This is a genomic window from Bradyrhizobium manausense (genome assembly GCF_018131105.1).
GTDB lineage: Bacteria > Pseudomonadota > Alphaproteobacteria > Rhizobiales > Xanthobacteraceae > Bradyrhizobium > Bradyrhizobium manausense_B.
Genome location: NZ_JAFCJI010000001.1, coordinates 3,574,771 through 3,601,126 on the forward strand (window position 1 = coordinate 3,574,771; position 26,356 = coordinate 3,601,126).

29 protein-coding genes are annotated in these 26,356 nt (G+C 63.6%); 10 read left to right on the forward strand and 19 right to left on the reverse strand.

Going from position 1 to position 26,356, the window contains the following annotated elements:
- The 4 genes from JQ631_RS17125 to JQ631_RS17140 all read right to left on the reverse strand — a co-directional run bounded on the left by JQ631_RS17125 (position 1) and on the right by JQ631_RS17140 (position 3,315).
- Positions 1-933, reverse strand: coding sequence for a haloalkane dehalogenase (locus JQ631_RS17125; protein WP_212327825.1), 933 nt, complete (start codon positions 931-933; stop codon positions 1-3).
- The gene (locus JQ631_RS17130) at positions 930-1,520 is read right to left on the reverse strand and encodes a TetR/AcrR family transcriptional regulator (RefSeq protein ID WP_212327826.1); all 591 of its coding nucleotides are present in this window, start codon (positions 1,518-1,520) and stop codon (positions 930-932) included. Before JQ631_RS17130 ends, JQ631_RS17125 begins: the two co-directional genes overlap by 4 nt.
- Positions 1,521-1,621: 101 nt before the next feature.
- On the reverse strand, positions 1,622-1,918 hold the full coding sequence (locus tag JQ631_RS17135) for a hypothetical protein (protein WP_212327828.1): 297 nt from the start codon (positions 1,916-1,918) through the stop codon (positions 1,622-1,624).
- A 2-nt stretch (positions 1,919-1,920) separates the two neighbouring features.
- Complete coding sequence (locus JQ631_RS17140) at positions 1,921-3,315, reverse strand: OmpA family protein (RefSeq protein ID WP_212327829.1); 1,395 nt, start codon at positions 3,313-3,315, stop codon at positions 1,921-1,923.
- Positions 3,316-3,481: 166 nt separating this feature from the next.
- Between JQ631_RS17140 and JQ631_RS17145 the strand changes: the two genes are divergently transcribed.
- Entirely contained in the window at positions 3,482-4,540 is a 1,059-nt protein-coding gene (locus JQ631_RS17145) for a polysaccharide deacetylase family protein (protein WP_212327832.1), read from the forward strand.
- Between the two features lie 73 nt (positions 4,541-4,613).
- Complete coding sequence (locus tag JQ631_RS17150) at positions 4,614-5,414, forward strand: SDR family NAD(P)-dependent oxidoreductase (protein WP_212327833.1); 801 nt, start codon at positions 4,614-4,616, stop codon at positions 5,412-5,414.
- A gap of 82 nt (positions 5,415-5,496) precedes the next feature.
- On the opposite strand, the gene boxB is transcribed toward JQ631_RS17150, so the two are convergent.
- The 5 genes from boxB to JQ631_RS17175 form a co-directional block, all read right to left on the reverse strand.
- Positions 5,497-6,948: a benzoyl-CoA 2,3-epoxidase subunit BoxB gene (gene boxB, locus JQ631_RS17155; RefSeq protein WP_212327835.1), complete on the reverse strand. Its 1,452-nt coding sequence runs from the start codon at positions 6,946-6,948 to the stop codon at positions 5,497-5,499.
- Between the two features lie 11 nt (positions 6,949-6,959).
- Positions 6,960-8,648, reverse strand: a complete 1,689-nt coding sequence (gene boxC, locus JQ631_RS17160) for a 2,3-epoxybenzoyl-CoA dihydrolase (protein ID WP_212327836.1) — start codon at positions 8,646-8,648, stop codon at positions 6,960-6,962.
- Positions 8,649-8,759: 111 nt separating this feature from the next.
- Entirely contained in the window at positions 8,760-9,284 is a 525-nt protein-coding gene (locus tag JQ631_RS17165; protein ID WP_212327838.1) for a DUF309 domain-containing protein, read from the reverse strand.
- An 18-nt stretch (positions 9,285-9,302) separates the two neighbouring features.
- Positions 9,303-10,121, reverse strand: coding sequence for an alpha/beta fold hydrolase (locus JQ631_RS17170; RefSeq protein WP_212327840.1), 819 nt, complete (start codon positions 10,119-10,121; stop codon positions 9,303-9,305).
- A 142-nt stretch (positions 10,122-10,263) separates the two neighbouring features.
- Positions 10,264-11,805 (reverse strand): benzoate-CoA ligase family protein, encoded by a 1,542-nt coding sequence (locus JQ631_RS17175; protein WP_212327842.1) that lies wholly within the window; start codon positions 11,803-11,805, stop codon positions 10,264-10,266.
- Between the two features lie 121 nt (positions 11,806-11,926).
- Between JQ631_RS17175 and JQ631_RS17180 the strand changes: the two genes are divergently transcribed.
- Both JQ631_RS17180 and JQ631_RS17185 read left to right on the forward strand, forming a co-directional pair.
- The gene (locus JQ631_RS17180) at positions 11,927-12,835 is read left to right on the forward strand and encodes a helix-turn-helix transcriptional regulator (RefSeq protein WP_212327844.1); all 909 of its coding nucleotides are present in this window, start codon (positions 11,927-11,929) and stop codon (positions 12,833-12,835) included.
- A 13-nt stretch (positions 12,836-12,848) separates the two neighbouring features.
- A complete protein-coding gene (locus JQ631_RS17185; RefSeq protein WP_212327846.1) occupies positions 12,849-13,244 on the forward strand; it encodes a group II truncated hemoglobin in 396 nt (131 codons plus the stop codon).
- On the opposite strand, the gene JQ631_RS17190 is transcribed toward JQ631_RS17185, so the two are convergent.
- Positions 13,241-14,020 (reverse strand): B12-binding domain-containing protein, encoded by a 780-nt coding sequence (locus JQ631_RS17190; protein ID WP_212327848.1) that lies wholly within the window; start codon positions 14,018-14,020, stop codon positions 13,241-13,243. The genes JQ631_RS17185 and JQ631_RS17190 overlap by 4 nt on opposite strands.
- 163 nt (positions 14,021-14,183) lie before the next feature.
- On the opposite strand from JQ631_RS17190, the gene JQ631_RS17195 reads away from it, so the two are divergent.
- On the forward strand, positions 14,184-14,864 hold the full coding sequence (locus JQ631_RS17195) for a transglutaminase-like domain-containing protein (protein WP_212327850.1): 681 nt from the start codon (positions 14,184-14,186) through the stop codon (positions 14,862-14,864).
- 38 nt (positions 14,865-14,902) lie between these two features.
- On the opposite strand, the gene JQ631_RS17200 is transcribed toward JQ631_RS17195, so the two are convergent.
- The gene (locus JQ631_RS17200; RefSeq protein WP_212327852.1) at positions 14,903-15,688 is read right to left on the reverse strand and encodes an IclR family transcriptional regulator domain-containing protein; all 786 of its coding nucleotides are present in this window, start codon (positions 15,686-15,688) and stop codon (positions 14,903-14,905) included.
- Between the two features lie 115 nt (positions 15,689-15,803).
- Here JQ631_RS17200 and JQ631_RS17205 point away from each other — a divergent pair, with 115 nt between their 5' ends.
- Positions 15,804-17,162 (forward strand): aromatic ring-hydroxylating dioxygenase subunit alpha, encoded by a 1,359-nt coding sequence (locus tag JQ631_RS17205; RefSeq protein WP_212327854.1) that lies wholly within the window; start codon positions 15,804-15,806, stop codon positions 17,160-17,162.
- A 160-nt stretch (positions 17,163-17,322) separates the two neighbouring features.
- Positions 17,323-18,759, forward strand: a complete 1,437-nt coding sequence (locus JQ631_RS17210) for a glutamine synthetase family protein (protein WP_212327856.1) — start codon at positions 17,323-17,325, stop codon at positions 18,757-18,759.
- Positions 18,760-18,815: 56 nt separating this feature from the next.
- Here JQ631_RS17210 and JQ631_RS17215 read toward each other — a convergent pair whose 3' ends face one another.
- Positions 18,816-19,046, reverse strand: a complete 231-nt coding sequence (locus JQ631_RS17215) for a hypothetical protein (protein ID WP_212327858.1) — start codon at positions 19,044-19,046, stop codon at positions 18,816-18,818.
- Between JQ631_RS17215 and JQ631_RS17220 the strand changes: the two genes are divergently transcribed.
- Positions 19,045-19,401 (forward strand): hypothetical protein, encoded by a 357-nt coding sequence (locus tag JQ631_RS17220; RefSeq protein ID WP_212327860.1) that lies wholly within the window; start codon positions 19,045-19,047, stop codon positions 19,399-19,401. The two genes, JQ631_RS17215 and JQ631_RS17220, sit on opposite strands and share 2 nt — an antisense overlap.
- Before the next feature lie 122 nt (positions 19,402-19,523).
- Here the strand turns inward: JQ631_RS17220 and JQ631_RS17225 are convergent, their stop codons facing one another.
- From JQ631_RS17225 to JQ631_RS17255, 7 genes are all read right to left on the reverse strand, one after another.
- On the reverse strand, positions 19,524-20,237 hold the full coding sequence (locus JQ631_RS17225) for an ABC transporter ATP-binding protein (RefSeq protein WP_212327862.1): 714 nt from the start codon (positions 20,235-20,237) through the stop codon (positions 19,524-19,526).
- A complete protein-coding gene (locus JQ631_RS17230) occupies positions 20,230-20,997 on the reverse strand; it encodes an ABC transporter ATP-binding protein (RefSeq protein ID WP_212327863.1) in 768 nt (255 codons plus the stop codon). The genes JQ631_RS17225 and JQ631_RS17230 overlap by 8 nt, the downstream gene beginning before the upstream one ends.
- The gene (locus JQ631_RS17235) at positions 20,990-21,934 is read right to left on the reverse strand and encodes a branched-chain amino acid ABC transporter permease (RefSeq protein WP_212327865.1); all 945 of its coding nucleotides are present in this window, start codon (positions 21,932-21,934) and stop codon (positions 20,990-20,992) included. The genes JQ631_RS17230 and JQ631_RS17235 overlap by 8 nt, the downstream gene beginning before the upstream one ends.
- Positions 21,931-22,848: a branched-chain amino acid ABC transporter permease gene (locus tag JQ631_RS17240; protein ID WP_212327867.1), complete on the reverse strand. Its 918-nt coding sequence runs from the start codon at positions 22,846-22,848 to the stop codon at positions 21,931-21,933. Before JQ631_RS17240 ends, JQ631_RS17235 begins: the two co-directional genes overlap by 4 nt.
- Positions 22,849-23,140: 292 nt before the next feature.
- Positions 23,141-23,359 carry a hypothetical protein gene (locus JQ631_RS17245; RefSeq protein WP_212327868.1) on the reverse strand — a complete coding sequence of 73 codons (219 nt, stop codon included), beginning with the start codon at positions 23,357-23,359 and terminating at the stop codon, positions 23,141-23,143.
- Position 23,360: 1 nt separating this feature from the next.
- Positions 23,361-24,020, reverse strand: a complete 660-nt coding sequence (locus tag JQ631_RS17250; RefSeq protein ID WP_212327870.1) for an acyl-homoserine-lactone synthase — start codon at positions 24,018-24,020, stop codon at positions 23,361-23,363.
- An 85-nt stretch (positions 24,021-24,105) separates the two neighbouring features.
- Positions 24,106-24,834, reverse strand: coding sequence for a LuxR family transcriptional regulator (locus JQ631_RS17255; RefSeq protein WP_212327872.1), 729 nt, complete (start codon positions 24,832-24,834; stop codon positions 24,106-24,108).
- A gap of 164 nt (positions 24,835-24,998) precedes the next feature.
- Here JQ631_RS17255 and JQ631_RS17260 point away from each other — a divergent pair, with 164 nt between their 5' ends.
- Together JQ631_RS17260 and JQ631_RS17265 are read left to right on the forward strand one after the other, a co-directional pair.
- Complete coding sequence (locus JQ631_RS17260; RefSeq protein WP_212328668.1) at positions 24,999-25,178, forward strand: hypothetical protein; 180 nt, start codon at positions 24,999-25,001, stop codon at positions 25,176-25,178.
- Positions 25,179-25,415: 237 nt separating this feature from the next.
- Positions 25,416-26,354 (forward strand): LysR family transcriptional regulator, encoded by a 939-nt coding sequence (locus JQ631_RS17265; RefSeq protein WP_212328631.1) that lies wholly within the window; start codon positions 25,416-25,418, stop codon positions 26,352-26,354.
- Positions 26,355-26,356 lie beyond the last annotated feature (2 nt).

The following is a 26,356-nucleotide window of genomic DNA, read 5'->3' on the forward strand; positions in this document are numbered from 1 at the left end:
TCACGCTGCAAGCTGCGGACGCATCGCTTCGATGCCGGCGATCCAGCCGGCGACGGAACGGCCGATCGCCTCAGGGTGATCCTCCTGAAGGAAGTGCAATCCGGCACCGAGACGTACGAGCGCGCAGTGCTTCAGCGAGGCCGCGAACCGCTCGGCAAATTCCGGCGCGACCAATGCCCCGGGCTCGCCCGTAAACAGCAGCTTTGGATAGGAGGACGCCGCCAGCGCGGTGTGCGCAGATTGGAGCGCGGCATAGACGTCGGCAGGTTCGCCTGCGATCGGCAGTTCGCGCGGAAGCACAAGAACAGGACGGCGGCTCTCCGGTGTCGGAAACGGCGCGCGATAAGGCGCCATCTCGTCGTCGCTGAGCTTGCGCACGATGCCGCCGGGCAGCACGCGTTCGACGAACGCGTTCGCTTCGAGGATCATCGCCTCGCCTTCGCCGGGCGTCCTGAATTTGCGAAACACCGCCCGCGCCGCCTCGGCATGGCCCTGCTCTTCCGCAACTTCGGTGTGGTGAAAATCCTGCCAGGTCGGCATCGGACGGATGAACTCCATGAAGGCTAATCCGCGCACGAGATCCGGTCGGCGCGCGGCGAGGTGAAATGCCAGCGCCGTGCCCCAATCCTGCGCAATGAGATAGGCCGACGTAATGCCGCGCTCCTCGATGAAAGCATCGAGATAGCGGGCGAGGTCCAGGAAACGGTAGCCGATGTCGGGCTTGTCGGATTGACCGAAGCCGATGTTGTCGGGCGCGATGCAATGCGCCACCGGCGACACCAGCGGCAAAATGTTGCGCCAGATATGCGACGAGGTCGGATTGCCGTGCAGGAAGAGCGCGACCGGCGCGCCTTCCGCGCCTGTCTCGCGATAGGCCATGTTGCTTCCCAGCACGGACGTTTTGCGAATCTCGATGTCGATCGGCTTGGTCATGTCGGCTCCCTGAACACGGTTTGGAATGCGATGGTCTTGAAGCGCTCGAGCGCCTTCGGATTGCGGTCGACTTTCATGCGCAGGATCGCGCCCTGCCAGGACGCGAGCAGGAAGTCGGCAAGCTCCTCGGGCTCGAAATCGGATGCGATCTCGCCGCTGGTCTGGGCGTCCCTGATGCAGGCAGCGAACGGCGAGCGCCATTCAGCAAAGATCGCCGCAAGGCGCGCGCGCAGCAGCTCACTGCTGCCTGATGCCTCCAGGCTGAGATCGCCGATCAGGCAGCCGCGGCCGTAGCCATCAGCCTCCAGCCGGCCAGTGATGATGTCGAGATAGCGCCTGAGCCGCGCGCGCGGCGTCAGCGAGACGTCGTCGAGGGCCTCGGCAACCAGCCCCCTGGTGATGTCGAAATAACGGTCGAGCACCTCGGAGGCGAACGCCTCCTTGGAGCGGAAATGGTTGGTAAACGACCCCTGCGGCGCGCCCGCCGCAGCGGTGACGTCGCGCACGCTGGTGCCGTGATAGCCGGTCCGGAACATGACCTTGAGGCCGGCGTCGAGGATGGCGTCTTTGAGTGAGGGTTTTGGCATGAGTAAATTAATACGTACGTACGTATTATTGTCAAGCGCAAGTTTGCGCCATCGGCAATCTCATGGCCGATCAACCCGTTACCGAGCTTTTGGACGAAAGTTCAGCCTGCCGGCTGGCTCCGCGAGACCACCCAATATCGTAGCCATGCGCCGATGGTGCAGCCGACGAGGTAGCACGCGAACATGACGAGGCCGAGGTCGAGCCAGTAGCCGAAGCGGCCCGGAACCACATGCGCAAACGAGGCCGCGACAAGCCCTGCGACCAGGACCGCGAGCCAGCGCGCCGTGACCTTCGAGGTGCCGTTCCCGCGCTGGACCACCGAGATCCAGCCCGCGCAAAAGCCCAGCAGCACCGAGCCGATCAGCCAGCCCATATGGAACGAGACGAGATAGGGCATCTTCACCTCACCAGAAATTCGATGCGGCGGTTTTGCGCCTTGCCGTCGTCGGTATCGTTGCCGGCGACGGGCTGCGTGCTGCCATAACCGACTGCGGTGAAACGATCTGCTGGCAGACCGGCCTTGACCAGATAGGCAATCACCGCCTGCGCGCGCTTTTCGGACAGCGCCTGGTTGAAGGAGTCCTCGCCATCGGCATCGGTATGGCCGGCAACCTCGATATTGGTGGTCGGGCAGCGCATCGCCGTCTCGATCAGATGATCGAGAATGCCGGCGGAGTCGGGATCGATATCGGCGCGCTTGGGCTCGAAGCGGATCTTGCCCTTCGCCAGCAGCTCCGAAAACAATTGCTGACAGACGGTGCCGTCGACCGGCCCCGCCGCGGGCTTCACGGTGATCTCGGGCTTGTATTGCCAGGTCTTTGGAAAATCCTTGCCGAGGCCGGCGCGAATGTCGTTGGCGGCACCTTCGTACAGCGCATCGCCCGACAGCTTCACCTCGCGATCGGACACGACGAGCGTGCCGGTCGACAGCCGCGACAACGCGCCGAGTGCTGCGACGACTGCCGTGTTGAACGAAGCGGGCGCGCCGATGCTGGCCTTGAGATTATCGACGACCTTCTCGGTGAAGAATTTTCGCGATGCGCTGGTCGCGATCGCGGCGTGCACGTTGTTGTCGGGGACGTAGCCGGTCAGCGTCACCGTGGCCGCGACCGGATCCTTGTAGGCCTGGAAGATGTACGGCGGCGCCTTGATCTCGTTGGCAGCGATCGAAAAACCTTCAGGCAGGTTCTTCAGCGCCGCCGCAATCGCCTCGCGACCGCCGAGATCACGCGCCATGCCCGAGAGATTGATCTTGGTATCGGAGATGGAGATCTTGCCGTCCTTCAGCTTGCCGATCTGGTCGAGCAGCAGCATCGCGGCCGCCTCGAACCGCGGCGGCGCGCCGCGGGCAAGGCCCATCTGATCGGCGACCTCGGTCCCGTTGACTTCTTTTCGCGCGGCCTCCGTGAGGCGCGCCTTCATCGACGGCAGCGGTGCGGAGCCCGACAGCGTCACCCGGACCACGTCACGCTCGGCGTTCCAGACGAAGGGTTTTGCTTCGGGAGCAAGGCGGGTCTGGTCATCGACCAGCCGCACGCCTGGAACCAGCTCGACCGCGGTCACGGCATCGCGGCGCCCCTCCTCGGAGAAGGCATCCGCAGCCAGGCTGATGTCACGCCCGTCGACCGCGATCCGGGTCTTGTCCAGGACGGTGTCCTTGAGCGCAGCCGAGCTGCGGGCCGCCAGGTCGGCCTCGACAGGCAAAGTGTTATTCCAGGCCGCAAATCCCCACATGACGGCCAAGGGAATCAGCCCCAGCCACCATTTGCTGGCCCACCTGAAAAGCATTTGCATTCGACGACCCGAACTCTGGAACCGGAGACAAAACAAACCCTTGGCAGGCTGTCAAACCGGAAATGGGGCCGTTTCAGAGGCCATGCGTGGACAATTGGAATAACTTTTTCTTCAAGGGTCATTCCCTAGAGTTGCAGGCGGAATGCCAGGGGTCGGCCAGCCGGTCATGAAACAACTCCGTAACAACGTCATTCGCGCCGGGCTGGGAGCACTCTATTTCAGCGGGGCGCACCATCTGCTGCGCCCGCTGCTGTCGGGCGTCGGCGCCATTTTCATGCTGCACCATGTGCGGCCGGCCCGTGAGGGCGCGTTCCGGCCGAACCGACATCTCGAGGTCACCCCGGAGTTTCTGCGTACGGCCCTGTGCCATTTGCGCGCGCGCGAGATCGACATCGTCAGCATGGACGAACTGCATGAACGGCTGGTTCAGGGCCGCTTCGAGCGCCGCTTCGCCGCCTTCACCTTCGACGACGGTTATCGCGACAACCGGGACCACGCACTGCCAGTGCTGCGCGAATTTGACGCGCCCGCGACCATCTATGTCGCCAGCGACTTTGCCGAGGGCACAGGGCGGCTGTGGTGGGTCGCGCTGGAAGCCGTCATCGCCAAGGCCGAACAGGTCGACGTGCAGATCGGCCATTCCGCGCTGCGGCTCGATGCAACGACGCCGGCCGCAAAGCAGGCGGCATTCGATCGCCTGCATGATTGGCTACGCGCACTGCCGGGCGAGCACGATCTGAAGCGCGAGATCGAGGCGCTCTGTGGTGCGCATGATGTCGACATGGAAGCGCTGTGCCGCAACCTCTGCCTGTCGTGGGATGAGGTGAAGCGGCTTGCGGCCGATCCGCTGGTCACGATCGGCGCCCACACCATCAGCCATTGCAATCTCGCCAAGCAGAGCGAGGAGATCGCCGCGCAGGAGATGGCGGTGAGCCGGGTGCGGATCGAGAACGCGCTGGAGCGCGAGGTGCTGCACCTTGCCTACCCCTATGGCGACCGCGAGGCCGCAGGGACACGCGAATTCGCGCTGGCCGCGTCCGCCGGCTTCAAGACCGCGGTGACGACACGACCCGGCATGCTGTTCGCCGAGAACGCCGGCCACATCACGGCGCTGCCGCGCGTTTCGCTCAACGGAAATTACCAGGATGCACGCATTCTGCCGGTGCTGACCTCGGGCGCCGCGACCGCGATGTGGAACGGCTTTCGGCGGATCTCGGCGGCGTAGGTCCACCCACCCGCGCATTCCTTGACTCCCCTTCCCTCCCCGCCCACAACGGGCGCCAACCAAGGGAGGCACCATGTCCAACGATCTGTTCTCGCTCAAGGGCCGCATCGCACTCGTGACCGGCGGCTCGCGCGGCATCGGCAAGATGATCGCGGCCGGATATCTCGGCGCCGGCGCGGCGAAGGTCTACATCACCGCGCGCAAGGCCGGGCCCTGCGAGGCCACGGCGAAAGAACTCTCGGCGCAGTATGACGGCGAATGCATCGCGCTGCCGATCGACATCTCGACCGTCGAAGGCTGCGACAAGCTCGCTGGCGAAATCATCAAGCTGGAGCCGAAGCTCGACATCCTCGTCAACAATGCAGGCGCAGCCTGGGGCGCGGAGTTCGACGAATTCCCGGAGAGCGGCTGGGACAAGGTGATGGACCTCAACGTCAAGTCGCTGTTCTTCCTGACCAAGGCCTTGGCAAAGCCGCTGCGCGCGGCGGCCTCGCACGCGCGGCCGGCCAAGGTCATCAACATCGCCTCCGTCGACGGCATCTTCGTCAATCCGGGCGAGACCTATTCCTATGCCGCGAGCAAGGCCGCGGTGATCCATCTGACGCGGCGCATGGCGACGAAGCTGATCAAGGACAACATCAACGTCACCGCGATCGCGCCGGGTGCGTTCAAGTCCGACATGAACCGCGCCGCACGCGACCATTCGGACGATGTCGCCAAGCGCATTCCAGCGCGGCGCATCGGCACCGACGAGGACATGGCGGGCGTTGCGATCTATCTCGCTTCGCGTGCGGGAGATTACGTGGTGGGCAACACCATCGCCGTCGATGGCGGCGTGGTATATGCGAATGCCGGGTTGGAGATCGCGGGATAAGTCGGGACGTTACACACCGCTGTCGTCCCGGCGAAAGCCGGGACGACAGCGGAGTTTTGGCGCGAGCGTCGGCTACTGACGCCTACGACTCGATCTTCACGTATTCGAAATCGCCGGGCTTGTTGTCGATGCCGACCTTCGGCGGCGAAATCCATGACGCGAACTTGCCGCTTTCGGTGACGGGCTGCATCAGCGAAGTGATGAAGTCGCCGTCAGCGGTCGAGGGCAGCCAATCGTCCTTGCGCTTGGCCCAGGTCGCATCGTCGATCAAAAGTCCATCCGGCGTCGCATGGATGCTCTTGAACTCCCCGATGTGACGGTGGAAGGCGACGTTGGGCAGCGTCAGCTTGAAATCGTAGCCTGCGGTCGAGATGACCTTGTTCCAGCGGAGCATGCCCTTGACGCAATCCTGACTGTAATCGTCGCGCAGGCGCATGTTGAGCGCGGTCAGCGCCGGCTCGTCCACCAGCTTGATCTCGCCATCGATGAACTTGAGCACGGGATAGGTCGCGTTCTTGAGCTGATGATCGTCGTCGATCTGGGTCTCGTGATAGCGGCCCTTGATGCCGGTATTGAAGGCATTCGCCGCGTTGGTCGAAACCTCCGAGCCGAACAGGTCCAGCGACAGCGTGTAGTGCAGGTTCAGCTTCTTCTGGATGGTCGGAAGATCGATCACGCCGAGGGCGCGGACCTTGGCGATGTCGGTCGGATCGGTGATGCCGGCTTCGCGCATTGCGTCGCAGGTGCGCTGCACGACGCGGGTGATACCGGTCTCGCCGACGAACATGTGGTGCGCTTCTTCCGTAAGCATGAAGCGGCAGGTGCGCGACAGCGGATCGAAGCCCGACTGCGCCAGCGAGTGCAGCTGCATCTTGCCGTCGCGATCGGTGAAGTAGGTGAACATGAAGAAGGACAGCCAGTCAGGCGTCGCCTCATTGAAGGCGCCGAGCATGCGCGGCGCGTCGGCGTCACCGGAGCGGCGGCGAAGCAAATCATCGGCTTCCTCGCGGCCGTCGCGGCCGAAATATTTCTGGAGCAGATAAACCATCGCCCAGAGATGGCGGCCTTCCTCGACGTTGACCTGGAACAGGTTACGCATGTCGTAGAGCGAGGGCGCGGTCTTGCCGAGATGGCGCTGCTGCTCGACGGAAGCGGGCTCCGTGTCGCCCTGGATCACGATCAGGCGGCGCAGCATGGCGCGATATTCGCCCGGGACTTCCTGCCAGGCCGGCTCGCCAAAATGTTCACCGAACGGAACGACGCGATTTTCTTCCTGCGGCGCGAGCAGGATACCCCAGCGATAATCGGGCATGCGGACATAGTCGAACTTCGCCCAGCCGCGGGGATCGACGGAGTATGCGGTGCGCAAATAGACCAGCGACTCCTGGAAGCCCTCGGGCCCCATGTCGCTCCACCAATCCATGTAGCCGGGATGCCAGCCTTCGAGCGCTTTCAGCACCTGACGGTCTTCGGCGAGATTCACGTTGTTCGGAATCTTGGTCGAGTAGTCGACGTTCATGATGTTCATGTTCATGTTCGTGCTCCTTAAACCCGCGTCATATCGAATTTCGGCTTCTGCCCGCTGCCGTAGCGGCGCAGCGCGCCCTCCTCACCGACGGCGTTGGGGCGCTGGAAGATCCAGTTCTGCCACGCGGTGAGGCGCGAAAAGATTTTTGATTCCATCGTCTCCGGACCGACGAAGCGGAGGCTCGCTTCCATGCCGGTAAGGCTGTCAGGCGAGAAGCTCGCGCGTTCCTCCAGGAAGACGCGGACTTCGTCGTCCCAGTCGATGTCGTCGAGCGCAAACGTGACGAGACCGAGTTCCTCGGCCTGCTCGGCGTCGAGGGCCGTGCCCAGCGTGGCTTCCGCGCGCTCGACGTCGGCCGGATCGGCCTGGAAGCGCGATTCCAGCCGGGTCAGTCCGTGGCTCATCGGATACGAGCCGAAATTCATCGCCGAGAGTTCGATCGACGGCGGCGGCTGGTTGTCGCCCTGGCGCGCGCCGATCAGCATGTAGGAGCGGTCGGCGGCGAAGACGAGCTCAGCCAAGGTGCCGGCGAAACAGGAGCCGGGCTCGACCAGTGTCACCAGCGTACGCGAGGTGACGTCGATGCGCTTGAGCACGCGCTTCCAGTAGTGCCTGATCTCGTTGACGAGCCAGTGCGCCTTGTTGGCTTCGAGGAAAGCGTCGCTGGCGAGCACATGCGCGCGATCGCCATGGCTCTTGAACACCAGCATCGCAATCTCAAGCTCGTTGATGCGCAAATGCAGGATCGCGTCATCGAGTTCGCGCGCGACCTGCAACGGCCAGAACGACGCGCCTTGCGCCATCATGCCGTCGATGTCGGCCGGCGGTGCCGCTTCCGGTGCCTTGATCGAAATGGTGGCGATGCGCGCGCTGCGATCGATATCGACGCTGACGAATTCGTAGCGGATGCTGGTTTCGTCGATCGTCCGCTTGTGCGGGGTCAAGACAATGCCCTTGCCGCTGCCGGCGCGCTTCGACTTGCCTGCGAATTCCTTGGCGCGCTCGACGATCCTTGCCTCTAACTTGGAGTTCGGCGCGATCTCGTCGACCAGGCGCCACTGCACCGCACGCTTGCCCTTCACGCCTTCCTCGATCGTGCAGAAGAAATCGGCGTGGTCGCGGCGCACCTTGCGCTTGTCGACGACGCGGGTCAGACCGCCGGTACCCGGCAGCACCGCGAGCAACGGCACTTCGGGCAGCGCCACGGCAGACGCGCCGTCGTCGGCGAGGATGATGTGATCGGTCGCAAGCGCGAGCTCATAGCCGCCGCCGGCAGCCGAGCCGTTCACCACCGTGATGAAGCGCTGGCCGGAATTCTCCGACGAATCTTCCATGCCGTTGCGGGTCTCGTTGGTGAACTTGCAGAAGTTTACCTTGTGGGCATGGGTCGAGCCCGCGAGCATGCGGATGTTGGCACCGGCGCAGAACACGCGGTTCTTGGCCGAGCGCATCACCACGACCTTCACCTCGGGATGCTCGAAGCGCAGCCGCTGCACGACGTCGGCAAGCTCGATGTCGACGCCGAGATCGTAGGAATTCAACTTGAGCAGATAGCCCTCGAACAGGCCGCCATTCTCATCGACATCCATGGTGAGCGTCGCGACGTCTCCGTCGACCGCAAGCTTCCAGTGCTTGTAGCGGGACGGTTCGGTCTGGAAATCGATGAATGTCGCGCCGCCTGCGAGGCGCCGATCTTCGCCGGCCATGGGCCACCCTTGAGCTCGTCTTGATTTTACCGTTAGATGCACAATAATGCATGTTACGGAGCGCGTCCAGCCCTTAATCGACGAGACATGCACTTTGTTTCATGAGGGTGCCTAAGACCGCACAATAGCGCCGAGCCCGATCCAGTCGGCCTTGGTGAGCTGGGCCCGGCCGAGCTTGGCCTGGAGAAGCGCGGTCAGGGCCGGCACCGGAAAGCTCTCGACAAAGCCATCGCCGGCAGCTCCGACCTTGCGCGCGCTCAACGCACGCAACTCGGTAAGGGCGTCGCCGAACAGCCGCGCAGCCGAATGCGCCTTCTGCATCCGCAACCGCAAGTTGGCGTTGGCAACATGGACACAGGCGCGCAGCAGGATGCGCTCGCGGCCACCTTGGGGCGCAGCCGCCCACAGCGCTTCCAACACCTCCTGCGCTTCCCAGAAATAGCCGCGGTCGTTCAGCACGAGTCCGTAACGCAGTGCCGGATGGCGCGCCGGTACGTAGCCGCGAAAGGCCGGGGGCACCAACGCCTTGGCCATATCGAGCGTCTCATAGTCCGCATCGACCTCGGCCGTCTCGCCCGGCACATAGGCCCAGCGCGGCCATGGCAACGGGCCGGTCACATGTGAAGGCACATTCATAGATGTGCCTTCGCACGATCACGCGGCGCGCCCCTGAAGTCCCTGATCGTCGCGCAGGGCCGCTGTTGCAAATTGCTCAATGGCGTCAAGCGTCGCTCCGGGCGCTTCACGATGCGGGGAATGGCCCGCGTCTGAAATAATTTTCAAATCTACCGGACAATAGCACTCTTCCTGCGCAATTTCGACCTGACGCAGTGTCCCATATTGGTCATCCCTTCCTTGCACGACCATGACAGGAACGCGGATGTAGGCCAGATATTCCGAGATGTCCCAATCGCGGAACTTTGGGTCGAGCCAGGCGCCGTTCCAGCCGTAGAAGGCGTTGTCGACGTGCCTGTGCCAGCGCGCCAGCTTTGCCTTGAGATCGGTGGTCTCATAGGTGGTCTTGATCGCAGCAATCGACTTCACCGAGATGTCCTCGACGATGAAATGCGGTGCGATCAGCGCAATGCCCTGCAGCCGATGATCCTGGCGTGAACCGGCGTAGATCGCCGCGATCGAACCGCCGTCGGAATGGCCGAGCAGGAGGCCACGCTTGAAGGGAATCGCATCGAGCACCTTCGGCAGCACGTCGAGCGCTTCGCGCTGCATGTAATCGAGCGGCCGTGGCAGCGCCACCGGGCTCGATTGGCCGTAGCCCGCACGCGAATAGGCGAAGATGCCGGCGCCGGTGGCCTGCTGGAGCTTCTCGGGGAAGTCACCCCAGAGCCCGACGGAGCCGAGACCTTCGTGCAGCATGACGATGATCGGCGCGTCGGCTGATTGCGGCGCGCGCCAGACATATTCGAGGCTGGCGTTGCCGATGCTGAGGAAGCCGGTCGGGGCCAAGGTTATCATGATTGCGCTCTTCTCTCTCGGTCGTCATGCCCGGGCTTGACCCGGGCATTCACGCCTTCGTTCAATCGCGGCCCCACGTGGATGACCGGGGCATTTTGTTCGAGACGCGCTTCGCGCTTTTGCCCGGCCATGACGACAGGGGCTAGTTCACCCCTTCCCGCAGCTTGAACCGCTGGATCTTTCCCGTCGCCGTCTTCGGTAGCGAGTCCACCACGTCGATCCAGCGCGGATATTTCCACGGGCCGATCTTCTGCTTGACGTGCTCCTTCAGCATCTCCTGCAAGTCGCTCGTTGTCGCACCAGGGCGCAGCACGACGAAAGCCTTTGGCTTCAAGAGCCCTTCCGGATCGGCTTCCGGCACGACGGCGGCTTCGAGCACGGCGGGATGCGTGATCAGCGCGCTCTCGACCTCGAAGGGCGAGACCCAGATGCCGGAGACCTTGAACATGTCGTCGGCGCGGCCGCAGAAGGTGTAGCGGCCATCGGTGTCGCGGACATATTTGTCACCGGTACGCGTCCACGGCCCCTCGAAGGTGCGGCGGCTCTTGTGGCGCTGATTCCAGTAGCCCTCGCCCGCGGAGGGCGCGTCGACCAGGAGTTCGCCAACCTCGCCGTCGGCGACGTCCTGCCCGGCCTCGTTGACCAGCCGCACCGCATAGCCCGGCACCGGTTTGCCGGATGAGCCGTATTTGATGTCGCCCGGCGCGTTCGACAGGAAGATGTGCAAGAGCTCGGTCGAGCCGACGCCGTCGAGGATGTCGACGCCGAAGCGCGATTTCCAGTTGTTGCCGACGGATTCCGGCAGCGCCTCGCCGGCCGAGGTGCAGATGCGCAAGGATTTGCCGCCGCGCTCACTCTTCATCGCCTCGTCGTTGAGCATCGCCGCGAACAGCGTCGGCACGCCGTAGAAGATCGACGGATTGTAGCGGCTCATCAGATCGAACATGCGCGCCGGCGTCGGCCGCTCGCTATTCAGAATGGTCGTCGCACCGACCGACATCGGGAAGGTCAGCGCATTGCCAAGGCCGTAGGCGAAGAACAGCTTTGCGGCGGAGAGACCGACGTCGTTCTCGCGGATCCCAAGCACCTGCTTCGCGTAGGTGTCGGCGGTCGCCTGCAAATTCGAATGGATGTGACGCACGCCCTTGGGCATGCCGGTCGAGCCCGACGAATAGAGCCAGAATGCCGGTTCGTCCGGATGCGTCGCAGCCGTCGTGAACTGGTCGCTCTCGCCTGCGATCTCTTCCGTAAGCTGCTTGTGACCGTTCTGCTTGGCACCGGACACCACGACATGCTCGAGATCCGGCATGCGGCCGACGACGTCCTTGATGACGGGATAGAGCGCCTCCGAGACGAACAGCACGCGCGCGCGGCAGTCGGCGAGGATGTAGGCGTATTGATCCGCGGTCAGCAGCGTGTTCAGCGGCACCGGCACGATGCCGGCGCGGATCGCACCCAGGAAAACGATCGGGAAGTCGACCGTATCCAGCATGATCATCGCCACGCGCTCCTCGCGGCGGACGCCGAGCCGGCGCAGCATGTTCGCCGCACGGCGGGTCTCGCGCTGGAGCTCGCCATAGGTGAGCCGTGAGACGGTGTCGTCGAAGGCAAGCTTGCTGCCTCTGCCCTCCTCGACGTTACGGTCGAGCAGCCAGGTCACCGCGTTGTAGGATCCCTCGCTCACGGTCGCCTCCCCAGAATTTAGAATTATAATTCATAGAAAGACATTGCGACGGCTTGCTGTCAATGCCAGCAGGCACTATGTTTCATTAAAACGCGCCGCAGGACACCTGTAAAGAAGGCTCATGACCGACAGTCCCGACGCCGAATCCCGCTTTCTCGAACAGCTCGGCCAGCGCGTGCGCACCATGCGCGCGCTGCGCGGCATGTCGCGCAAGGTGCTCGCCAAGGTATCAGGAATTTCGGAGCGCTACATCGCGCAGCTCGAGAGCGGCAAAGGCAATGTCTCGATCGTGCTGTTGCGCCGCGTCTCCGACGCGATGGGCGCGCATCTCGAAGATCTGTTGCCATCAGCCGATCCGGCGCCGGACTGGCAGATGTTCCGCGATCTCCTCCGCAAGGCAACGCCGGCGCAGATCGCGCAGGCCAAGGACCTGCTTGCCGGCGGCAGTGCATCCGCGCCGCGACATGCACCGTTCTGCGGCATCGCGCTGATCGGCCTGCGCGGCGCCGGCAAATCGACGCTTGGGCGAATGCTGGCGAAGAAGGTCGGCTGGAGCTTTGTCGAGCTCAACAAGGAGGTCGAGCAGCAGAATGGCCTTTCGGTCGCCGAGATCATCGCGCTCTACGGCCAGGAAGGCTTTCGCCGCATGGAGCAGGCGGCGCTGCAGCAACTGCTGGCGCGCAACGAGCTGATGGTGCTGGCGACCGGCGGTGGCATCGTCTCGGAACCGCTGACCTTCGACCAGATCCTGTCGTCGTTCTACACGATCTGGCTCAAGGCCGAACCGGAGGAGCATATGGCTCGCGTCCGCCGGCAGGGCGATCTCCGTCCGATGGCGGATGATCGCTCCGCCATGGCAGAGCTGCGCAATATCCTGCTCAGCCGCGAGCCGTTGTATTCGCGCGCGACGGCGGTAGTGGATACGGCAGGGCTATCGGTCGATGCGGCGGCAGCACGATTGATCGATGCGGTGCGCCCGGTGCTGCAGAACGAAGCGCGCAGCTTTGGGCTGCGGAGCGTAGCGCTGTAAGTCGGCAATTCGCATGACCTCCAGCGACGTCACAACCTCCATGTTCGAGCGCATCGGCGGCAGCGCCACGATCGATCTTCTGGTCGACCGCTTCTACGACCGCATGGACACGCTGCCGGAAGCAAAGATCATTCGCGCGATGCATGCGGACGATCTCGGCCTGATCAGGGACGTGCTCAAGCGCTATCTCACCGAATGGACGGGCGGCCCAAAACTCTATTCCCCCGAAAAGGGCCATCCACGATTGCGGCAGCGGCATATCGGCTTTGCCATCGGCGATGCCGAGCGCGATGCGTGGTTGCTGTGCATGCGCGGGGCGATGGACGAGACCGTCCCTGACGCCGCCGCGCGGCAGGATCTCGATCGCGCGATCTCCGGGCTGGCCGACTGGATGCGCAATCGCGGCTAGTCGAGGCCGAGCGCGCTGATGTCGGCGGCAAGCTTCACACCGGGCATCCGCGGCACCAGGCCCGTTTTGACGGCATAGCCGCCAAGCACGATGTTGGGACGGTGAGGCGCCGGCAACGCCTGGACGCGTTCGACTAGCGTCGTGACGGCGTCGTACTGCTCGGGCAGCGCGATCGAGACCAGCAGCGTCTTGGGCTCACCCTCCATTGCCGGCTCGGACAGGGCGTCGAGCAGAGTGACCTCATCGACGTGCTGCGTTCGCCATCCCTGGTTTTGCAACCAGAGGCCGAGGATGCGAATGCCCACCACATGGATATTGCCGGGCGCATTCATCAGAAAATAGCAGCCGTCACCGCGGGGCCGTACCGGCTGCGACCAGGCCATCCGCATCCTGGCTTCGATGAGATCGATCACCCGCTCGGCGTATGCGGTGAATTCGTGTTCGCCTTCGACAGTGAGCGTGCCGTGCTCCCAGGCGCTGCCGATCTCGTAGAGCATCGGCGCGATCATGCCGACGAGAATGTCGACCGGCCGGCAATGAGCGGCGATGGCGTTGTCGACCAGCGGCCCGGCCGCATTGAAATCGTTCCTGCGTCCGGCAGAAAACAGCGACTGAAAGATGTCCCGCAGCACCACCGCATGGGCGTATTCATCGCCGCTGAGCAGGTCCGGTTGCTCGCCCGCGCATTTCCGGCACAGCCCATGCGTGATGCCGAGATCCGCATGCGGCGGCGTCTCACCGATGAACTGCTGACAATGGGCACACCACTTCAGCACGCGACCACTCCCCTTCCCCGGTTCCGATCAGCCTAGCGCAGCATTGCCGCCTGCAAAAGCGATAGCGGCTTGACGCAAGCGGTGACCGGGTAGTGCAGCGAGCATAGGCGGCCTGCAACGAACGGAATTGAGCCAGATCAAAGCCGGCTGCTAAGATTTCGCCATGACAGACATCCTTCCCGATACCATCCGCCGCCTCTACACCGAGCCCGGCGATTACATCGACAGCGATCACCCCGCCGTGCACGAATTCGCGGAAGGCGCGGTGCGCGCGGACGCGAGTGCCCGCGAAAAGGCGAGCGTGCTCTACAAGGCAGTGCGCGACGGCATTCGCTATAATCCCTACGTCAGCATGCGCGTCGCCGAGACGTTTCGCGCTTCGAGCGTCCTCGCCGCAGGCCAGGGCTATTGCGTCGGCAAGGCGTCGCTTTATGCCGCCGCCTGCCGCGTCCACGGCATACCCGCTCGCGTCGGCTTTGCCGACGTGAAGAACCATCTGACCACCGAGAAGCTCCGCGCGAGCATGGGCACCGACATCTTCACCTGGCACGGCTTTACTGAAGTGCATGTCGATGGCGCCTGGCGCAAGGCGACGCCGACCTTCAATGACACGCTCTGCGCCAAGGTCGGTGTTGCCCCGCTCGACTTCGACGGCCACAGCGATGCGCTGCTGCACCCGTTCGACGGCGAGGGGCGCGCTTACATGCAATATGTCAACGACCGCGGTACCTACCACGACGTGCCGGCTAAATTCCTGATGCGCGAGATGGCGCGCGACTACGCCAACATGCAGGGCGAGGATCTGTCGGGCCGCGACATGGAGCGGGAGGCGGCGGCGCGGTGACCAAGCGAGGCCGCCTTCGGCTAATCCGTCCTACAGATTCACAACAACTGCGACCGCACGGACTCCGCCGCTTCGCGCAGCAATGGCAGGAATCGGTCGATCAATTCCTGAGCCGGCACGCGATCGATATGGGCGCCCATGTTGATGGCGGCGACGATGACGTCGTCGTAGCGGCGCACCGGCACCGAGATCGAGCGGAAATGCGGCTCGGCTTCGCGGTCGACCAGCGAATAGCCTTGCGCGCGATCGGCAGTGATCGAGGCGAGTAGTGCCTTGGGATCGGTCACCGTCTGCGGCGTCAGCGCCTCGCGCTTCATCTTTTTCAGGCGCGCGAGCAGATCGGCCTCGTCGAGCTGGCCGAGCATGACCCGCCCCACAGAGGTGCAGTACGCCGGCAGGCGGTAGCCGATCTCCAGGCCGCCGGAGAACATCCGCGCCGGGCTGCTGCGAGCGATGAAGACGACATCATCGCCGTCGAGCACCGAGAGCGAGGAGATTTCGTTCGCCGCGGTCGCGACGCGATCGAGCACCGGCTGCAGAACGCTGGCGAGTTGGCTGGAACGCAGATAGGACGCTGCCAGGGTCAGCACATGCGGCGTCAGCGAGAACAGCTTGCCGTCACTGCTGACAAAGCCGCCGCGCTCGAGCGTGAACAGCATGCGCCGTGCGGTCGCCCGCGGCAGCTCGGCGGCACGGGCGAGATCGCTCAGCGTCATCGGGCCTGCGTTGGCGCCGAAGCACTGCAGCAGGCGCAGGCCGCGATCGAGGGCTTCGACGAAATCCGTCGCACGGTCGTCAGTCTCGCTCCGCTTCAGCTTGGGCATCGGCTCGGGACATTCCTGCAAAATAGTGCTTGCTGCCGATCCCTGACATGGCATAATTCGCCCATTCGTTCAATAGGCGAACAAACCGCCCCTCCAGAAAAAGGACGCGACCGCCATGATGAGCCAGGAGCAGAACGACCTGATCACCCGCACCGGGCCGAAAGACCCCTGTGGCAAGCTGATGCGGAGCTACTGGCAGCCGGCCGCGCTGGTCGATGAACTTGAGGGTGAGCGGCCGATCCGTCCCGTGCGTCTGCTCGGCGAGAACCTGGTGCTGTTTCGCGACGAGAGCGGACGCTATGGCCTGATTGATCGCCAATGCGCGCATCGTGGCGCCGACCTCGCTTTCGGGCGGCTGGAGCATGGCGGACTACGCTGCGCCTTCCATGGCTGGCTGTTCGACGCATCAGGCCAGTGCATCGAGACCCCGGCCGAACCGAAGGATTCAAAGCTCTGCCAGAACATCCGCCAGCGCTCCTATCCCGTAGTGGAGAAGAGCGGCATCCTCTGGGCCTATCTCGGCGAAGGTGAGCCGCCGGCGTTTCCGGAGCTCGACTGCTTCGTCGCGCCTGATACCCACACGTTTGCGTTCAAGGGCCACATGGCCTGCAATTGGCTGCAGGCGCTCGAGGTCGGCATCGATCCCGCCCACGCCTCCTATCTGCATCGCTTCTTCGAGGACGAGGACACGTCGACGGCCTACGGCAAGCAATTCCGCGGCGCTTCCGCCGGCACCGACCTGCCGATGACGAAGATTTTGCGCGAATACGACCGCCCGATCATCAATGTCGAGCACACCGAATACGGCCTGCGGCTGATCGCGCTTCGCGAGATCGACGAGCAGCGGACGCATGTCCGCGTCACCAACCAGCTCTTCCCGCACGGCTTCGTCATCCCCATGAGCACCGAGATGACGATCACCCAGTGGCACGTGCCTGTCGATGACGAGAACTGCTACTGGTACGCGATCTTCACCAGCTATTCGAACCCGGTCGACAAGAAGAAAATGCGCGAACAGCGGCTCGAACTCTATGAACTGCCCGACTACGTCTCGCGCAAGAACCGCAGCAACGACTACGGTTTCGATCCGCACGAGCAGCAGACCGCGACCTATACCGGCATGGGCACCGACATCAACGTCCACGACCAGTGGGCAGTGGAATCGATGGGCGCGATCCAGGATCGCACCAAGGAGCATCTCGGCTCGAGCGACAAGGCGATCGTGCAATATCGCCGCCTGCTGCGGCAGGAGATCGAGAAAGTCGGCTGCGGCGAGAGGCCGATGCTGTTTCTGGATGAGGCCAACGCACGCAGCATTCAAGGTCCGGCGACGATGGATGGTATCGGCCCGACCCGTGGCTGGGAGACCTATTGGATGGAAGTCGACGTCAAGCGTCGCCGCGGCGCGCCTTGGACAGCGCCGGTGCCGAAGGAGATCGCCGACAACGTGCATCGGCTGACGGCGGCGGAGTGAGGGTGAAACCGTCTCCACCGTCATTGCGGGCGAAGCGAAGCAATCCAGACCGTCTCTCCGGAGCGACTCTGGATTGCTTCGTCGCTTCGCTCCTCGCAATGACGGAATCTGAGGCAAGCGTCTTGTGCCTGTCGAGCACCGTGACTGAGGAGCAATCAACGTGACTTTTGTCGCGCGTCATGCGCTGTGGTCGGATGAGCAGAAGGACGCTGCCGCGCGGATGCGCCGCCTCGTCGAGGAGAAGAACCTCGAGGTCATCCGCCTCGCCTTCCCCGACCAGCACGGCATCCTGCGCGGCAAGACCATCATCGCCTCCGAGGCGATCGCGTCGCTGGAGAGCGGCTGCTCCATCACCACCACCATGCTCGCCAAGGACACCTCGCACCGCACGGTATTTCCGGTGTTCACCTCAGGCGGCGGCTTCGGCATGAAGGAGATGGAAGGCGCGGCCGACGTGCTGATGGTCGTCGATCCCACCACCTTTCGAGTGCTGCCATGGGCGCCGTCCACCGGCTCGGTTCTCTGCGACCTCTATTTCAATGACGGCCGTCCGGTGCCGTTCGCGACGCGTGGGCTCTATCGCAAGGCCCTCAATGAACTCGCCAGCCGTGGCCACGATTTCGTGGCGGGCCTCGAGGTCGAATTTCACATCTTCAAGCTCGACGATCCGCATATGCGCCCGGAGGACGCGGGCCAGCCCGGCACGCCTCCGTCGGTGAGCCTGCTCTCCCACGGCTATCAATACCTCACCGAGCAGCGCTTCGATCAGATGGAGCCGGTGCTGGAGATTCTGCGCCGCGACATCGTCGCACTCGGCCTGCCCTTGCGCTCGGTCGAGGTCGAGTATGGGCCGAGCCAGTGTGAGTTCACCTTCGCGCCCAAGAAGGGGATGGAGCCCGCCGACAACATGGTGCTGTTTCGCAGCGCCGTGAAGCAGATCGCGCGCCGGCACGGCTATCACGCCACCTTCATGTGCCGGCCGAAACTGCCGAATTTGTTTGCGAGCGGGTGGCACCTGCATCAGTCGGTCGTCTCGCGCGCGAGCGGCGACAATCTGTTCATTGCCAGGGAGAACGGGCAGCCCCTCAGCGAATTCGGCCGTTTCTATCTCGCCGGCCTGCTCGATCACGCCCGTGCGGCCACATTGTTCACCACGCCGACCATCAATGGTTACAAGCGCTACCGCTCCTATTCGCTGGCACCGGACCGCGCGATCTGGGGCCGCGACAATCGCGGCGTGATGATCCGCGTGCTCGGTGGCGCCGGCGATGCCGCCACGCGTCTGGAAAACCGGGTCGGCGAGCCGGCGGCCAATCCCTATCTGTATATGGCTGCCCAGATCCTATCGGGCCTCGACGGCGTCGATCGCAAGCTCGATCCCGGCCCCTCAGCCGACACGCCCTATGAGACCGAGGCGCCGTTCCTGCCGAAGAGCCTGCGCGATGCGGTCTCGGCGGTGAGGGAAGATTCTTTCTTCCGCGAAAAGTTCGGCGCGGAGTTCATCGACTATTACGCCCACATCAAGAACGCCGAGATCGACCGCTTCCTCGCCGAGGTGACCGACTGGGAGCATCGCGAATATTTCGAAATGTTTTGACGCAGCTCCGCCTCACACTCCCGTGAGGCGACTTCATCCCGTCGGTTCCGACGACATCACTCCACGCTCCGACGAAGCTGTTTTCCCGGCGCGGCGAAGACCGCCTGAAAAGTGCGCCGGTTATCCTTGCCGGCCATGATCAACGATGGAGTTCGATCATGTTGGGTCAATTGTTGAGCCTGATTTACCGCCTGTCCTGCCGGACCACGCTGGTCAAGATCGGCGTGCACCATCTCGGCGGATAGAGTTAGGTAAGACAGACTGACCAGATAATGGGAGCTTTCCATGCGCAAGCTCATCCTGATCGCGACGGCGATGTCGCTCCTCGCAACACAGGCTCATGCCGGGGGCTCGCGCAGCCTCAGCCTTGCATCGACCAATGCGAGCCAGGCGACCGAGCAGCCAGCGACGACGGCGGTGCCGCAAGCAACGCAGGCTCCGGCGGCCACGCCGCCGGCGAATATGCAGACGGCGACCACCACGCCGGCCTCGACTCCGCCGGCGACAGCGGTGCAGACCGCGAACGCGCCGGCCGCAACACACGTCAGGATCGTCGCCGGAACATCCAAGCCGAAGCACCGCGAGCCATCCATCGAGGCGCGCGTGATCCGCGAATTGCATCGGCACGGGATTTATTGGTGAGGGGCTCACGCTCTCTCCACCGTCATTGCGAGGAGCAAAGCGACGAAGCAATCCAGACTGCCTCAACGGGGAGAGCCTGATTGCTTCGCTACGCTCGCAATGACGGACGAGAGAGCGGCGGCTCAAATCCCCAGATACTTATGTTGTAGATCCGGGTCGGCCATCAGTTCGTCCGATGTCCCGCTCCACACGGTCTTGCCGCGCTCGATGATGAAGTGGCGGTCGCAGATGCGGGCGAGGTGATCGACATTCTTGTCGACGACCAGGATCGACTGGCCCCGGCTCTTGAGCAGCGACAGGCAGTTCCAGATTTCTTCGCGGATCAGCGGCGCGAGGCCCTCGGTGGCCTCATCCAGGATCAGGAGCTTTGGGTTGGTCATCAGCGCGCGGCCGATCGCGAGCATCTGCTGCTCGCCGCCGGAGAGCTGGTTGCCCATGTTGGCGGCGCGCTCGGCGAGGCGCGGAAACATCACGTAGATCGCGGCAAGCGTCCAGGGATTGGCGCTGCCAAAACGATCAGCGGCGGCCGCGACGAGATTTTCGCGCACAGTGAGGTTCGGGAATATCTGGCGCCCCTCGGGAACCAGGCCGACGCCAAGCTTGGCGATGCGGTACGACGGAAGCTGCCGGACTTCCGTGCCCGCAAAGCGGATCGCGCCTGATCGCGCCGGGGTCATCCCCATGATGGAGCGAATCGTCGTGGTCTTGCCCATGCCGTTGCGGCCCATCAGCGAAACCATCTCGCCCGGCTTGATCGACAAGGACAGGCCGAACAGCACTTGAGAAAGGCCGTAGCAGGTCTCGATGGCATCGACGTCGAGCAAGGTGTCAGCCATGGTGCGTCACCACATGCTGATCGCCGAGATAGGCGCGCTTGACGTCTTCGTTGGCCCGGATCGCATCGGGGTCCCCGGAAGCGATGACGCGGCCATAGACCAGCACCGAGATGCGGTCGGCGAGTGCGAACACCGCCGGCATGTCGTGTTCGACCAGCACGATCGAAACCTCTTTGCGCAGCTCCTGCAGCAATTTCACCATGCGCTGGGATTCGGTGACGCCCAAGCCCGCCATCGGCTCGTCGAGCAGCAGCAGCTTCGGCTTGCTCGCGAGCGCGACTGCGAGCTCGATCTGGCGGCGTTCGCCATGGCTGAGCCTGGACACGACGGCATCGGCGCGATGAGCGAGGCCAACGCGGTCGAGCGCGGCATGGGCGGCGTCGCGCAAGCCCTTTTCCTTGCGCGCGTTGCCGAAGAAGCGGAACGAGTGACCAGCGTGTGCCTGGGCTGCCAGCGCCACGTTGTCGGCCGCCGTGAAGTCGAGCAGCAGCGAGGTGATCTGGAACGAACGTGCCAGCCCCAGCGCGCAGCGGCGGTAGGCCGGCAGGTAGGTGATGTCTCGGCCACCGAGCGAGACGCTGCCGGAATGCGGTTCAAGATGCCCGGTGAGCTGGCTGATCAACGTTGTCTTGCCGGCGCCGTTCGGGCCGATGATGGCGTGCAGTTCGCCGCTCGCAACATCGAGCGAGACGTTGTCGGTCGCGATGATGCCGCCGAAACGACGCACCAACTTTTCGACGCGGAGCAGCGGTTCAGCCACGGTTGAGCCTCCCGAGCAGGCCCATGATGCCGCCGCGGCCGAACAACACGATCAACAGCAGCAGCGGGCCCATGATCAGCGCCCAATATTCAGTGATCTGCGACAAAAACTCTTCCAGCAGCAAATAGACCACGGCACCCACGACCGGGCCGAACAACGTGCCCATGCCGCCCAGGATCACCATCACCATGAGGTCGCCGGAGCGGGTCCAGTACATCACCGCCGGGCTGACGAAATCGGTGTTGTTGGCGAGCAGCGCGCCGGCGAGGCCGCACATCGTGCCCGAGATAACGAAGCAGACCAGCTGGTAGCGCTTCGCCGGGAAGCCGATCGCCTGCATGCGCTGCTCGTTGGAGCGCAGGCCCTGCACAACGAGACCGAAGCGCGAATTGACGATGCGCCACACCAGGAAGATCACGCCGAACAGGCAGGCCAGACAGAGATAATAGAACTGCGTGCGGTTCGACAGGTTGATCAGCCCGGAGAAGTCGCTGCGCTTGTAGACGGTGAGGCCGTCATCGCCGCCGTAACGCGCGAGGCCGGAGGCAACGTAATAGGCCATCTGCGCAAAGGCGAGCGTGATCATGATGAAATAGACGCCGCGGGTGCGCAACGACAGCGAGCCGATCACCAGCGCAAAGATCGCGGATGCCGCGAGGGCGACCGGAAACTGGATGAAACCGCTTCCGACACCTTCCTGCGCGAGCATGCCGACGGCATAGCCGCCGATGCCGAGATAGGCGGCGTGACCGAAGCTCATCATGCCGCCAAAGCCCATGATGAGGTTGAGGCTGACGGCCGCCAACGCCAGGATGACGATGCGGGTGAACAGCGTCAGGATGAAGATGTTGCCGGACAGATACGAATAGAGCGGCAGCAGCACGAGGCCCGCCAGCATCAGGGCCGTGACGGCCTTGCTCACCGAGAAGCGCTTCATCGACGGTTGGCCGGAAACAGCCCCTCCGGCCGCACCACCAGCACGATCGCCATCAGGAGGTAGATCAGCATGGAGGACAGCGCGGGCGCGGCGGTGGAAGCTGCGGCGCCGCTCAGCACCTGCCGCAGCAGATTGGGCAGGAAGGCACGGCCGAGCGTGTCGATCATGCCGACGAAGATTGCCGCAAGAAACGCGCCGCGGATCGAGCCGATGCCGCCGATCACGATGATGACGAAGGCGAGGATCAGAATGTTCTCGCCCATGCCGATCTGCACGGTGAGGATCGGCGCCTGCATCAGCCCGGCCAAGCCGGCGAGGGCGGCACCCAAGCCGAACACCAGCGTGTAGAGCAGCTTGATGTTGATGCCGAGCGCGCCGATCATCTCGCGATTGGAGGCGCCGGCGCGGATCAGCATGCCAATGCGGGTGCGCATCACGCCGAGATAGAGCAGCAATGCCACCAGCAGCGCCACGACGATGATAGCGAGGCGATAGGCGGGATAGTGAATGCCGGGCAGGATCGGCACCGGCACCGTGAGCCAGGCCGGCAGCGGCAGCGCGAGGCCCGCCGGGCCCCAGATCAGCCGCACGGCCTCATTGAAGAACAGGATCAGGCCGAAGGTCGCGAGCACGTGGTCGAGATGGTCGCGCCCGTAGAGATGTCGCAGCGCACCCATTTCCAGCACGATGCCGAGGATCAGCGTGGCACCGAGCGCCAGCAGCGCGCCGAGCAGGAAGCTGCCGGTCCAGGCTGCGAAGGTCGCGGCGAAGTAGGCGCCCATCATGTAGAGCGAACCGTGCGCGAGGTTGACGAGATCCATGATCCCGAACACCAGCGTCAGGCCGGCGGCGAGCAGGAACAGCAGCAGGCCGAACTGCAATCCGTTCAAGAACTGTTCGACGACGAGCAGCATCAAGACTCTTTCAGGCGCATGCAGACGCGCGCCGATGTTCGAACACAGTCGCCATCAGTGAAAGAGTCCCCCCTGCCTCTACAAGGCGGAAAAATGGGTAATGGCAGTATCGTTCCGAGGCAAGAGTGATTCCGTGCCGGACATGCACTTTGTTGCATGCCGGTGCATGTGATCAAAATCGACCGTGCAGGAAAAGCTGCCGCGCAGGGTGAGGCAGCCTGCCGCACCTAAAGGATCACCCTCCCTCCGTTGCCGGAGAGAGGGTGCGACACCTGTCGAAGTGAGGCTACGTCTAGTGCGACGTAGCCCGGCGGGGGAGATCTTCCGGTTCATTGAGCTCGCTGTTGGCGGTCGAGGCCTCCAGCGCCGCCATCCGGAACAGATAGGCGAGCGTTGTCAGCCCGGTCTCTTCCGCCATCTGCGCCAGTTCGAGCGCCATGTCGGACATGTAGCCGAGATTCTCGTCCTTGATTTGCGCCATGATCTGGCTGTCTCGCATCATGTTCGACATCTCAGGCGCTCTTTCGTTGGGCGGCGGTGCGGCCGCAGAGGTTGGCACGGGCGATACAATCGAGACGCGGTCCGTCCTGATGGACGAGATTCTTCATCCCGATCCGGTCACGCACGATGTTGAGCGACCCCTGGCGAATCTCGATGGTCGCGGCCATGGTCCAGGAGTCCTCGACCAGCGCCGGTAATCCCAGCGGCGTGACGACGAAACCGATGTCGTGGAAGCGCGGCAGCCACCATGTCTCCATGACGAGGCACAGCCGCTCGATGCCCTGATCGAGACAGAACTCCTGCGCTGCGGCCATCAGTTGCAGGTTGAACGCGCCGTCGCGGCGCTCCCGCGTCACGAAGAAGCGCGACCACTCCCAGACCTGCGGATCGACCGGGCAGCCGCGCACCACGGCGAGGTGGGGGAACACCTCGCTCATCATCGTCGGCTTGGTGGTCGGATACAGGCGCGAGCCGCCGAGCACGCGGCGGTTCTCGAGGGCCAGCAGGTAGATCGCGTCCTCGTTATCATAAGCGTCGATCTCGCGGCTGTCGGGCTTGCGTAGCGCTTCCCATTTCCGCTCCTCGACGAAAATCTCGTGACGGACCCGGAAATGCTGATCGAGGACGTCTTCGTAGAGGTGCCGATTGACGGCAGAAATCACATGAATCATGAACTCCCCCATAGACTGAAATGAGGGGAGCCTCAGCGAAATCAGCCCAACCGACTATTGGGAAATTTCCCAGTAGGCGAGGATTTCAGGGATTGATGATTCTCTGGCGGATCGCGATCGCGACCGCGTGCGTCCGATTGACGGCGCCGAGCTTGCGCGCAGCAGTTGCAAGATGCTCTTCCGCCGTGCGCTGGGTGATGTTCAGAATCTCGCCGATCTCCCAGGCCGACTTGCCCTGCGACGCCCAGGTGATCACCTCGCGCTCGCGCGGGGTCAGGCGCGGCGACGGATGCGGCGACGGCGCCAGCAGACGGCGAATGTGGTCGAAGCCGTACATCGCGATCAAATGCAGGGCCGGCTTGCTGCGAGCATTGAGATCGAGGTGAACGCCACCGAGCGAGACGCCGGCCTCATAGCCGGTCAAGCCGTGGATCGGCACGACGAAGCCGCGCGACATGCGGAAATCGGCGGCGCGCCGCATCACTTCGACGGCGCCCGGCTCCAGGTCTGCGTCGTAAGGCGCTTCCGACCATTCGAATGGATTGACCGTTTGGCGACACTTGCGGATCACGGGATCGACGCGGTCGTAGCTCTTCTCGGTGTAGAGGCTGAACCACTCCGCCGGCCATCGCTTGGCCAGCACCATCTGGGAAAAGCGCTGATCGGGATTCGGCAATCCGGTGACGATGATGTGCTCGAAGCCGTAGCGGCCGAACGCGACCGCTAGCGCGTCCATGGCATCAGGGACGCAGCGATAGGCCCCCAGCCCTTCGATGAAGTCCAGCGCTTCGCGGCCATAATCCACGGCGGACATCGATGCGTTTCCTGATCCTCTTCGTTCGCTATAGCACGTCTTTGGGGGCTGCCTCAATTCACCGCGTCCGTAATTCCCCGGTGTGGCCCTGACACCGAAGATTTAATCTACTTGTGGAGGAAGTAACGTCCAGTTACACCTAAGGCGTCTAGAGCGGGAAAGCCATGATGGAAGACGAGAACATCGCCCTCAACAGCGTGCTCGGCCTGGAATTGAACCGCGTGTTTTTCGCCGTCCGCGATACGGCAAACAAGCAGAAGATCATCGAGTTCGCGCGGGACGTGCTGCGAAGCGAACGCGCGGAGCGCCCCGGCAGCGTGACGCCGGAGGGACCGGCAGGCTAGAACGCGGTCGCAGCAAACGACGCCGGCGCAACAGATCACGCGACGACGCCCTTCGATTTGAGCGCGCTGATTTCCGACCGCGAACCTGATCTGCCAATATCGTCGTGAATGAGTTCCTGTCCTCCCCTGGTGGGTGAGGCGCCTCCTTCATCCACACCGTCGGACACTTGCCGCTAGCTGACATCGCAGCTCTCGTGAGATGATCGCCGCACCGATCGTCTTTCGGATGCCATGACCATGATGACGCTGCGCCAGGTTGAAGTGATCCGTGCCGTGATGGTGACGGGCACCATTGGCGGCGCCGCCAAGCTGCTCAACGTCTCGGCACCGGGAATCAGCCGCCTGGTCAAATACACCGAGCGCTCGCTCGGCATCCGCTTCTTCCAGCGCCAGAACGGCCGCTACGTCCCGACGCCGGAAGCCGAGAACATCTTTGAGCAGATCAACGGTGTCTACAAGAAGGTCGACGATCTCTCCGAGATCATCTCCAAGATCGGCCGCGGCGGCTTGTCGGAGCTACGCATCGGCTCGGTGCCGAGCATCTCGCAGGTGATGGTTCCGCGCGCGATCGAGCGCGTCCGCCGCCGCTATCCCGATCTCGGCATCGACATCAACATCCTCAAGCTCGAGGAAGCCATCGACTATCTCATGCTCGGCCGCGGCGAGTGCGTCGCGATGAGCTACCGGCTGGAGCATTCCGGGCTCGACTTCATGCCGCTCGCCTCGGGCGAGCTCTATTGCATCGTGCCGCCGGGCCACGAACTGGCCGGCCGCAAGCAGGTCTCGGCCGCCGAGATCACCCGCTATCCGCTCATCGGCATCGATCCCAACGATCCCTACGGCCGGATCATGGCCGAGATCTTCGCGCGCAACCGACTGGAGTACAACATCACCATCCGCGCGCGATTCGGCACCACCGTCTGTGCGCTGGTGAAGGCGGGGCTCGGCATCGCCATCATCGACCAGTTCACAGTCGCCCATGGCGGCTATCCCGGGATCGAACTCATCAAGATCACCGAGCCGACCCGCTTCGACACCTATATCGCGGTCAAGCGCGGCGCGCCGCTGTCGCTCCATGTCGAGCATTTCATCGAGTTCCTGCGCGCCGAGATGCGCGCGGTCGAGCCGTCGCGGAACAACGGCAAAACCGCAGTGGGGCGCGGCCGAAAGAAATAACA

Bases quoted from the DNA above. Each gene is read 5' to 3' on its own strand.
- JQ631_RS17240 (WP_212327867.1), bottom strand. From the start codon at position 22,848: ATGCTGCTCGTCGTCGAACAGTTCTTGAACGGATTGCAGTTCGGCCTG.
- JQ631_RS17135 (WP_212327828.1), bottom strand. From the start codon at position 1,918: ATGCCCTATCTCGTCTCGTTCCATATGGGCTGGCTGATCGGCTCGGTG.
- JQ631_RS17205 (WP_212327854.1), top strand. From the start codon at position 15,804: ATGATGAGCCAGGAGCAGAACGACCTGATCACCCGCACCGGGCCGAAA.
- JQ631_RS17185 (WP_212327846.1), top strand. From the start codon at position 12,849: ATGACCTCCAGCGACGTCACAACCTCCATGTTCGAGCGCATCGGCGGC.
- boxB (WP_212327835.1), bottom strand. From the start codon at position 6,948: ATGAACATGAACATCATGAACGTCGACTACTCGACCAAGATTCCGAAC.
- JQ631_RS17215 (WP_212327858.1), bottom strand. From the start codon at position 19,046: ATGGAAAGCTCCCATTATCTGGTCAGTCTGTCTTACCTAACTCTATCC.
- JQ631_RS17200 (WP_212327852.1), bottom strand. From the start codon at position 15,688: ATGCCCAAGCTGAAGCGGAGCGAGACTGACGACCGTGCGACGGATTTC.
- JQ631_RS17245 (WP_212327868.1), bottom strand. From the start codon at position 23,359: ATGTCGAACATGATGCGAGACAGCCAGATCATGGCGCAAATCAAGGAC.
- JQ631_RS17150 (WP_212327833.1), top strand. From the start codon at position 4,614: ATGTCCAACGATCTGTTCTCGCTCAAGGGCCGCATCGCACTCGTGACC.
- JQ631_RS17255 (WP_212327872.1), bottom strand. From the start codon at position 24,834: ATGTCCGCCGTGGATTATGGCCGCGAAGCGCTGGACTTCATCGAAGGG.
- JQ631_RS17170 (WP_212327840.1), bottom strand. From the start codon at position 10,121: ATGATAACCTTGGCCCCGACCGGCTTCCTCAGCATCGGCAACGCCAGC.
- JQ631_RS17220 (WP_212327860.1), top strand. From the start codon at position 19,045: ATGCGCAAGCTCATCCTGATCGCGACGGCGATGTCGCTCCTCGCAACA.
- JQ631_RS17260 (WP_212328668.1), top strand. From the start codon at position 24,999: ATGATGGAAGACGAGAACATCGCCCTCAACAGCGTGCTCGGCCTGGAA.
- JQ631_RS17145 (WP_212327832.1), top strand. From the start codon at position 3,482: ATGAAACAACTCCGTAACAACGTCATTCGCGCCGGGCTGGGAGCACTC.
- JQ631_RS17125 (WP_212327825.1), bottom strand. From the start codon at position 933: ATGACCAAGCCGATCGACATCGAGATTCGCAAAACGTCCGTGCTGGGA.
- JQ631_RS17165 (WP_212327838.1), bottom strand. From the start codon at position 9,284: ATGAATGTGCCTTCACATGTGACCGGCCCGTTGCCATGGCCGCGCTGG.
- JQ631_RS17250 (WP_212327870.1), bottom strand. From the start codon at position 24,020: ATGATTCATGTGATTTCTGCCGTCAATCGGCACCTCTACGAAGACGTC.
- JQ631_RS17265 (WP_212328631.1), top strand. From the start codon at position 25,416: ATGATGACGCTGCGCCAGGTTGAAGTGATCCGTGCCGTGATGGTGACG.
- JQ631_RS17225 (WP_212327862.1), bottom strand. From the start codon at position 20,237: ATGGCTGACACCTTGCTCGACGTCGATGCCATCGAGACCTGCTACGGC.
- JQ631_RS17235 (WP_212327865.1), bottom strand. From the start codon at position 21,934: ATGAAGCGCTTCTCGGTGAGCAAGGCCGTCACGGCCCTGATGCTGGCG.
- boxC (WP_212327836.1), bottom strand. From the start codon at position 8,648: ATGGCCGGCGAAGATCGGCGCCTCGCAGGCGGCGCGACATTCATCGAT.
- JQ631_RS17195 (WP_212327850.1), top strand. From the start codon at position 14,184: ATGACAGACATCCTTCCCGATACCATCCGCCGCCTCTACACCGAGCCC.
- JQ631_RS17140 (WP_212327829.1), bottom strand. From the start codon at position 3,315: ATGCAAATGCTTTTCAGGTGGGCCAGCAAATGGTGGCTGGGGCTGATT.
- JQ631_RS17130 (WP_212327826.1), bottom strand. From the start codon at position 1,520: ATGCCAAAACCCTCACTCAAAGACGCCATCCTCGACGCCGGCCTCAAG.
- JQ631_RS17180 (WP_212327844.1), top strand. From the start codon at position 11,927: ATGACCGACAGTCCCGACGCCGAATCCCGCTTTCTCGAACAGCTCGGC.